We start from the raw sequence: 7,104 nt of genomic DNA on the forward strand, positions 1-7,104 counted from the left end.
TGCCAGGAGCGGCGGGGTGTGGTGTCGGTGCCTCCGGATAGGCTGAACGCATGACGCGAGCCGAGCAGCCAACGGCCACCACCACAGCCCCGGACGACGCACTGGTCGCGGACTCCCGCGAGCGCGCCGTCCGTTCCCTGCTGCGCCGACCCGAGCTGCGACGCCTGTGGAGCGCGCAGCTGGTGAGCGGCGTCGGCGACACCCTCGCCCTCCTCGTCCTGGTCGTCCTCGCCCTCCAGGCGGCGATCGCCCAGGGCGCGTTCGGCGGTGGATACCGGGGCGTGGCGTTCGCAGTGGCGACGGTCTTCGCCGCGCGCGTCCTCGCCGCGCTGCTGTTCGGCGCGGTCCTCCTCGGCCCGCTGAACACGCTCACCGCCCAGGAGGGCCCGCTCGACCGCCGCTGGACCATGGTCGGCGCCGACGGCGTGCGCGCCGCGCTGCTGATCGTCGCGCCCCTGTGGATCGACTGGACCCCGGACAACGCACTGGCCGTCCTGCTGGTCACCGCCTTCGTCACCGGAGTCGCCGAGCGCCTGTGGACGGTCTGCCGGGAGAGCGCGGCTCCCGCCCTGCTGCCCGGCCCGCCCCCGGAGGGTGCCACCGTACGGCCGCTGCCGGACCACATGGACGCCCTGCGCCGCCTGTCGCTGCGCACCAGCTTCCTCGCCGTACCGCTGGCGGCCGCCGCGCTGGTCGCCGCCGGCCTGCTCAACAACCTGCTCGGCACCGGCGTGGTCTGGTTCGACCAGCACCACGCGGCCCTCGGGGCGTATGTGGCGGCGGGCCTGTTCGCCGCCTCCCTGTCCGTGCTGACCTTCCTCGACCTGCCCGACGTGCGCACCCCGCGCGCGCGGTCCCCGCTGGAGGGCCTGCGCCGCCCGCGCACCGGCACCGGCGTCGACAAGGGCCGTACGGGCGCGATCCCGCTGCTCGTCCCGGCCGCCGCCGCGGTCGCCGGAGCCATCGCGGCGGCCGTCTCGGTGTGCGTGCTGCACGCCACCGACCTGGGCGGCGGCCCGGTGCTGTACGGCCTGCTGGTGCTGGGCCTGACCGGCGGTGTCGCCGTCGGCATCCGTACGGCCCCGGCGCTGCTGCCGTCGCTCTCCCGCCGCCGGCTGCTCGCCCTCGCGATCGCCTTCACCGGCATCGCCCTGCTGGCCGCCGGTCTGGTCCCGGACGTCACCACGGTCCTGCTGATCGTCACGCTCGCCGGCGTCACCGCGGGCGTGGCCGCGAACACCGGGCACGCGCTGCTCGACCAGGAGACCGAGGACTACCGCCGGGGGCGCGTCACCGAGCACCTGCACGCGGTCGTGCGGGTCTTCGTGGCGCTCGGCGCGCTGATCGCGCCCATGGCCGCCGGGCTCATCGGGCGGCACCGGCTGGAGAACGGCAAGTTCGTCTTCGCGCACGGCGGCGCCTCCTTCACGCTGATGCTGGTCGGCGCGCTGCTGCTGCCGGTGGCGGCGCTGGTGCTCGCCAAGGTCGACGACCGCTCCGGCATCCCGCTGCGCCAGGACCTCAAGGACGCGCTGCTCGGCGGTGACGACCCGGTCGAGGCACCGGCGGCGGGCGGTTTCTTCATCGTCCTGGAGGGCGGCGACGGCGCCGGAAAGTCCACCCAGGCCGAGGCCCTCGCCGAGTGGATCCGCGGCAAGGGCCACGAGGTCGTGCTCACCCGCGAGCCGGGGGCCACGCCCGTCGGCAAGCGGCTGCGCTCGATCCTGCTGGACGTCTCCTCGGCGGGCCTGTCGCATCGCGCGGAGGCACTGCTGTACGCCGCCGACCGGGCCGAGCACGTCGACACCGTCGTACGCCCCGCGCTGGAGCGCGGCGCGGTGGTCATCTCCGACCGCTACATCGACTCGTCCGTCGCCTACCAGGGCGCCGGCCGCGATCTGTCCCCGACCGAGATCGCGCGCATCAACCGCTGGGCGACCAACGGGCTCGTCCCGCATCTGACCGTCCTGCTGGACGTCTCGCCGGAGACCGCCCGCGAGCGGTTCACCGAGGCGCCGGACCGGCTGGAGTCGGAGCCGGCGGAGTTCCACGCACGCGTGCGGTCCGGTTTCCTCACGCTGGCCGCCGCCGACCCCGGCCGCTACCTGGTCGTGGACGCCGGCCAGGAGCCCGAGGCCGTCACCACGGTGATCCGGCATCGGCTCGACACCGTGCTGCCGCTGTCCGAGGCCGAGGTCAAGGCCCAGGAGGAGGCCCGGAAGAAGGCCGAGGAGGAGGCCCGCCGCAAGGCCGAGGAAGAGGCCGCGCGCAAGGCCGAGGAGGAGCGCCTGGAGCGCGAGCGCCAGGAGGAGCTGGCCCGGCTGCGCGCCGAGGAGGAGGAACGCAAGCGCCGCGAGCTGGAGGAGGCCCAGCGCCGCGAGGCCGAACGGCAGGCGGAGGAGGCCCGGCAGCGGGCCGCGGAGGCCGCCCGGCGCGCTGAGGAGGAGCGGCAGCGGCTGCTCGCCGAGGAGAAGGCCCGCGCCGAGGAGGAGGCCCGCCGCAGGGCCGAGGAGGAGCGGCGCCGCAAGCAGGCCGAGGAGGAGGCCCGGCTGCGCGCCGAGGAAGAAGCCCGGCAGGCCCGGCTGCGCGCCGAGGAGGAAGCGCGGCGCCTGGAGAAGCAGCGCAAGGCCGAGGAGGCGCTGCTGCGCGCCGAGGAGGCCCGTAGGCAGGCGACCGAGGCAGCGGCGGCGGCCGACACGGCGGCCCGCCGGTCCAGCACGCCCCTGCCGGCCGCGCCGGGCCCGGCCCCGGACGCGGTGACGGTTCCCACCCCGGTGGTCTCGCCCAGCCAGGGCGATCCGGGCATGCGCGGGGCGGATACGGACGAGACGACGGTGCTGCGCCCGGTGCGCGAGGAGCGGCGTGACTCCGCCGAGAACGCCCAGGACGTCCACGACACCAAGGCTTCCGGCGCCTCCCACCCGGACTCCGAGGTGACCGCCGAGCTGCCGCAGCCTCCGGCGGCTCCGGGCGCGACGGACGAGACGGCGGTGCTGCCCCGGGTTCCGGGTGCGACCGACGAGACGGCGGTGCTGCCACCGGTGGTTCCGGGGGCGACCGACGAGACGGCGGTGCTGCCACCGGTGGTTCCGGGTGCGGCCGACGAGACGGCCGTACTGCCGCCCGTACGGGATGACGCCCCCGCTGACCGGCTGCCGCCCGGCTTCTTCCGGGACGAGCGGTCCGCCGCGGGCCCCGACGGCTCCGAGGACCGTACGCGCGAGATGCCGCAGATCGACGCCGACGGCACCCCTCGCCGCCGGCCGCGTTCCGACTGGGCCGAGGAGACCCCGCTGGACGACCTGCCGTCGCTGGCGGACGAACTGCTGGGGTCCTACGACGAGCGGGAGCACGGCGACCACGACGAGGAGCAGGGCCGCCGGGGCCGGGGCCGGCGGGGCTGACGGCCGGCACGGCCGCTACCGGCGAGCGCGGCGAACAGAGGGCGGCGCGGGTCGTACACCGGCCTGCGCCGCCCTCACCGTTCCCACCGGCCGGCGCCGCCTGACCGTTCCCACCGGCCGTCGGCGCGCACGCGGACCGCGTTGTCAGTGCCCGCCCGCACAATGGGGGGCAGGAACGCGGAGTGTGACGGAAGGGCGGCGTGACCCATGACCGTATGGGACGACCTCGTCGGGCAGGAGAAGGTGAGCGCGGTGCTCGACGCGGCCGCGCGGGACGCCGACGCCCTCGTCACGGCCGTCGCGGCCGACGAGCCGCTGCCCGAGACGTCGAAGATGACGCACGCATGGCTGTTCACGGGGCCGCCCGGAGCGGGCCGGAACCAGGCGGCCAGGGCCTTCGCAGCCGCCCTGCAGTGCGTCAGCCCCGACCGCGCCCTCGGCGGAGCCCCCGGCTGCGGCTTCTGCGACGGCTGCCACACCGCGCTGCTCGGCACCCACGCGGACGTCACCTCGGTGGCCGCCGTGGGCTCCGAGATCCTGGTGAAGGACATGCGGGACACGGTCCGCAAGTCGTTCACCTCCCCGGCGAACGGCCGCTGGCAGATCATCCTGGTGGAGGACGCCGAGCGGCTGAACGAGAAGTCGGCCAACGCCGTCCTCAAGGCGGTGGAGGAGCCTGCTCCGCGCACGGTCTGGCTGCTGTGCGCCCCCTCCGTCGAGGACGTCCTGCCGACGATTCGCTCCCGCTGCCGCCACCTGAACCTGCGCACGCCGTCCGTGGACGCGGTGGCCGACATGCTCGTACGGCGCGACGGCATCGAACCCGAGGTCGCGGCGGCCGCCGCCCGCGCCACCCAGGGGCACGTCGACCGCGCCCGGCGCCTGGCCACCGACCCGGCGGCCCGCGAGCGCCGCGCGGCCGTCCTCAAGCTGCCCCTCCGCCTCGACGAGGTCGGTGCCTGTCTCAGGGCCGCCCAGGAACTGGTCGACGCGGCCGCCGAGGACGCCAAGCAGCTCGCCGAGGAGATGGACGGCAAGGAGACCGAGGAGCTGAAGGCGGCGCTGGGCGCGGTCCAGGGCGGCCGGCTGCCCCGCGGCACGGCGGGTGTGATGAAGGACCTGGAGGACATGCAGAAGCGCCGCAGAACCCGCACGCAGCGCGACAGTCTCGACATCGCCCTCGGCGACCTCACCGCCTTCTACCGCGACGTCCTCGCCCTGCAGCTCGGCTCAAGCGTGGCGATCGCCAACGCGGACGCCGAGGACGCCCTGGAGCGGCTGGCGCGCGGCAGCACCCCGGAATCCACGCTCCGCCGTATCGAGGCGATCGCCGCATGCCATGAGGCCCTCGACCGCAACGTGGCCCCGCTGCTTGCGGTGGAGGCCATGACGATGGCGCTGCGCGCGGGCTGAACACCGCGCCGGGAGGCCGACCGGCGATGTCACGGGTAGACGACGTCACCGGACGATGTCACGGCTACGAAGCCGCCGCCGTTGTCCCCCGTACGAGCCCACTGATCCCACGCACCGCATCCGGAGCATCGCACAGCGTTACGCTCGCCTGATGCACACCAGCCCATCCCTCCGCCGGACCCGGGGCGCCCGCACCCGGACGTCGGCTCGCCTCACGGCCGCCCTGTTCGCGGCGGCCGCCCTGCTCGTGTCCGCCTGCTCCTCCGGGAGCTCGACGTCGGCGGGCGGTGCGGCGGACGCGGTGCTGGCCGCGCTGCCCCATGCGACGCCGTCAGCGCTGTCGCCGTACTACTCCCAGCGGCTGCACTGGCGCGGCTGCGGTGCCCCTGGTTTCCAGTGCGCCACGATGAAGGCCCCGCTGGACTACGCCGATCCCGGTGCGGGTGACGTCCGGCTGGCCGTCACCCGCAAGCCTGCCACCGGCAAGGGCAGGCCGCTCGGTTCGCTGCTGGTCAACCCCGGCGGCCCCGGCGGCTCGGCGGTGGCCTACGTCCAGAGTTACGCGGGCATCGGCTACCCGGCCGACGTCCGCGCCCGCTACGACATGGTCGCGGTGGATCCGCGGGGCGTGGCCCGCAGCGAGCCCGTGAAGTGCCTCGACGGGCGCCAGATGGACACCTACACGGAAACGGACCTGACGCCCGACGACCAGCAGGAGCAGAACGCGGTGGTCTCGGCGGACAGGACGTTCGCCGAGAGCTGCGGGGCGCACTCGGCGCGGCTGCTGCGGCACGTCTCCACCGTCGAGGCGGCCCGCGACATGGACATCCTGCGGGCGGTCCTGGGTGATCCGAAACTGAACTACGTGGGGGCGTCGTACGGCACGTTCCTCGGAGCGACGTACGCGGGCCTGTTCCCGGACCGGGTGGGCCGGATGGTCCTGGACGGCGCGATGGACCCGTCCGTGGACTCCCGGCGCATGAACCTGGACCAGACGGCCGGCTTCGAGACGGCGTTCGAGGCGTTCGCGAAGGACTGCGTACGGCACTCCGACTGCCCGCTCGGCAGCAGCGGCACATCGCCGGCGCAGGTCGGCGCCCACCTCAGGACGTTCTTCCGGAAGCTGGACGCGCACCCCATCACGGCGGGCGACGCGGACGGACGCAAGCTGAACGAGTCGCTGGCCACGACCGGGGTGATCGCCGCGATGTACGACCAGGGCACCTGGGAACAGCTGCGCGTGGCGCTGACCTCCGCGATGAGGAAGAACGACGGCGCGGGCCTGCTCGCGCTCTCCGACAGCTACTACGAACGTGGCGCCGACGGCCACTACAGCAACCTGATGATGGCCAACGCGGCCGTGAACTGCCTGGACCTGCCGCCGGCCTTCACCGGCCCCGAGCAGGTCGACAAGGCCCTGCCCGCCTTCGAGAAGGCGTCTGCGGTCTTCGGTGACGGCCTGGCCTGGGCCTCGCTGAACTGCGCGTACTGGCCGGTGAAGGCCACGGGTGAGCCGCATCGCATCGAGGCGAAGGGCGCGGCGCCGATCGTGGTGGTCGGCACCACCCGCGACCCCGCGACCCCCTACCACTGGGCCCAGTCCCTGGCCCGCCAGCTCTCCTCGGGCCGCCTCCTGACATACGTCGGTGACGGCCACACCGCCTACGGCCGCGGCAGCACCTGCATCGACACGGCGATCAACACCTACCTGCTCCGCGGCACCCCGCCCACCGCCGGAAAACGCTGCTCATAGCCCCTGCCACACCCCTGCGGCCCGCCCCGGATCCCCCGCTTCCGGGGCTTGGTCGGAGCACCCCCGGAAACTGTGTAGACTTACCGACGTTGCCGATCGCACCATGGTGCGGACGGCGCGCCGCCTTAGCTCAGATGGCCAGAGCAACGCACTCGTAATGCGTAGGTCTCGGGTTCGAATCCCGAAGGCGGCTCCACGGAAACCCCAGGTCAGATAGTCGCTGACCTGGGGTTTTGTGTTGCTCGGGGTATGGCGCGTCACACGGCGGGGGCGCTGTGGGGTGGCTTGCGTGAGCGATGCGTGAGCGGAGCGGGCTCGGCCCTACTCTTTGGGCTTCTTCCGCCGGGCCTTCTTCTTGCCCTTGGCCTGGGCCTTCTTAGACGTCGTCTCATTTGGAGAGTCTGCGGTAGCAGATGAGACTGCAGGCGATGGCAGTGAAGGCCAGGAAGTGCTCGGCCTTGCGCTCGTAGCGGCGGTGCAGGCGACGGCAGCCGCCCAGCCAGGACATCGTGCGCTCGATCGTCCAGCGATGGC

4 protein-coding genes and 1 tRNA gene are annotated in these 7,104 nt (G+C 73.9%); 4 read left to right on the forward strand and 1 reads right to left on the reverse strand.

Translation table 11 applies throughout. The features are described 5' to 3' along the window. Window positions 1-50: 50 nt before the first annotated feature. From tmk to ACFYOH_RS11365, 4 genes are all read left to right on the forward strand, one after another. The gene (tmk, locus tag ACFYOH_RS11350) at window positions 51-3,404 is read left to right on the forward strand and encodes a dTMP kinase (RefSeq protein WP_388623805.1); all 3,354 of its coding nucleotides are present in this window, start codon (window positions 51-53) and stop codon (window positions 3,402-3,404) included. Between the two features lie 207 nt (window positions 3,405-3,611). Then, entirely contained in the window at window positions 3,612-4,817 is a 1,206-nt protein-coding gene (locus ACFYOH_RS11355) for a DNA polymerase III subunit delta' (protein WP_388623807.1), read from the forward strand. Window positions 4,818-4,968: 151 nt separating this feature from the next. After that, the gene (locus ACFYOH_RS11360; RefSeq protein WP_388623810.1) at window positions 4,969-6,570 is read left to right on the forward strand and encodes an alpha/beta hydrolase; all 1,602 of its coding nucleotides are present in this window, start codon (window positions 4,969-4,971) and stop codon (window positions 6,568-6,570) included. Between the two features lie 119 nt (window positions 6,571-6,689). Beyond that, window positions 6,690-6,766: transfer RNA gene (locus tag ACFYOH_RS11365), tRNA-Thr, on the forward strand. 192 nt (window positions 6,767-6,958) lie between these two features. On the opposite strand, the gene ACFYOH_RS11370 is transcribed toward ACFYOH_RS11365, so the two are convergent. After that, the coding region (locus ACFYOH_RS11370) for a transposase (RefSeq protein ID WP_388623894.1) at window positions 6,959-7,104 on the reverse strand (146 nt) is incomplete at its 5' end.

It is taken from the genome of Streptomyces sp. NPDC007856 (assembly GCF_042868225.1).
Classification (GTDB): Bacteria; Actinomycetota; Actinomycetes; order Streptomycetales; family Streptomycetaceae; genus Streptomyces.

Excerpts from the sequence above, each read along its gene's own strand:
- tmk (WP_388623805.1), top strand. The coding sequence starts at position 51 with ATGACGCGAGCCGAGCAGCCAACGGCCACCACCACAGCCCCGGACGAC.
- ACFYOH_RS11360 (WP_388623810.1), top strand. The coding sequence starts at position 4,969 with ATGCACACCAGCCCATCCCTCCGCCGGACCCGGGGCGCCCGCACCCGG.
- ACFYOH_RS11355 (WP_388623807.1), top strand. The coding sequence starts at position 3,612 with ATGACCGTATGGGACGACCTCGTCGGGCAGGAGAAGGTGAGCGCGGTG.